Source organism: Vibrio sp. 1159 (assembly GCF_033340395.1).
Lineage (GTDB): Bacteria > Pseudomonadota > Gammaproteobacteria > Enterobacterales > Vibrionaceae > Vibrio > Vibrio alginolyticus.
Genome location: NZ_JAWOWL010000137.1, coordinates 1 through 1,215, shown reverse-complemented (window position 1 = coordinate 1,215; position 1,215 = coordinate 1). Strand labels below are relative to the sequence as shown.

Sequence of the window (1,215 nt, the reverse complement as noted above, 5' to 3'; positions counted from 1 at the left end):
GTTGCGGGCGGAATGGATTACAGTGTTTATGCAGTCAGTGTTGTTAGCCCAGCGATTGATATCGAACCTCTGGTTGTTGAAGACATGAGACGCGCAGTGGCAACCAGTGCGACGTTAAACGTGACTCATGCGGCAGCCAACCCAGTAGCAGAGATGGTTGATATCTACCTCACAACGTCAGTAGGGATAGAGGGCAGTGATCCAACCATCACAAACTTTGCGTATAAAGAAAGTGCGAAAGGATTGTATGTTGCGGCAGGCACTTACTACGTAACTGTCACCGTCGCAGGCAACCCTGACGCGGTCGCGATCGATTCGCTACCAGTAGACTTAATGAATGGTGTTGTCTACCAAGTGGTTGCTATTGATGACGGAAACAATGGTGGCTTCAATCTTCTCGTTGATGACATCACCGATTAGGAAGAAGGGAGGTGAGTGCCTCCCTATAGTAAAGGCTGATTATGATGAGTGATAGCCCACAAAAACTGGGGCGAAATGAATGGAACGCTTACATGGATAAAGTAAAAGCCAAAGATAGAGAGGCTTTTGCGTTCGTATTCCGTTTTTATGCACCCAAGCTAAAACAGTTTGCCTACAAGCACGTTGGTAATGAGCAAGTTGCTATGGAGATGGTTCAAGAAACCATGGCAACGGTCTGGCAAAAAGCTCATCTTTACGATGGAAAGAAGAGTGCGTTATCGACGTGGATATACACGATTATCCGCAACTTGTGTTTTGACTTACTCAGAAAGCAAAAGGGTAAAGAGCTTCACATCCATTCTGATGACATTTGGCCATCGGAATATTATCCGCCAGATTTGGTTGATCATTATTCTCCAGAACAAGACATGTTAAAGGAACAGGTGGTGAAGTTTCTTGATATTTTGCCTAAAAATCAGAGAGACGTATTGCAAGCGGTTTATCTCGAAGAACTGCCACATCAGCAAGTAGCGGAACTTTTTGACATACCACTAGGCACGGTGAAGTCTCGGTTAAGACTCGCAGTAGAAAAGTTAAGGCACTCAATGCATACGGAGCAACTATGAACAAACATCCAGATAACAACTTGTTAGAAGCATACGCTTCGGGCAGCATTGATGCGGTTTCTGGTCTTGTGGTCGCCACACATTTAGAGACGTGCTCAAAGTGCCGAGCGTATGTAAACCAAGTAGAAGCAAGTCAAGCAAACACAGTGAGTGAAAGTCCATTAGAGTA

The 1,215-nt window shown here is 45.0% G+C and carries 2 protein-coding genes and 1 pseudogene; all 3 read left to right on the top strand.

The genetic code is table 11. From position 1 onward, the window contains the following. Window positions 1-420 (top strand): hypothetical protein (locus tag R7127_RS26485; protein ID WP_318148710.1); only part of this gene is annotated, 420 nt, incomplete at its 5' end. Window positions 421-461: 41 nt separating this feature from the next. After that, a complete protein-coding gene (locus R7127_RS26480; protein ID WP_005456530.1) occupies window positions 462-1,046 on the top strand; it encodes an RNA polymerase sigma factor in 585 nt (194 codons plus the stop codon). Continuing rightward, window positions 1,043-1,215 (top strand): annotated as a pseudogene (locus R7127_RS26475) (zf-HC2 domain-containing protein); the annotation flags it as partial. The gene R7127_RS26480 and the pseudogene R7127_RS26475, both read left to right, overlap by 4 nt.

What these genes read in the sequence shown, in the direction of transcription:
- R7127_RS26480 (WP_005456530.1), top strand. Translation starts at nt 462, where the DNA reads ATGATGAGTGATAGCCCACAAAAACTGGGGCGAAATGAATGGAACGCT.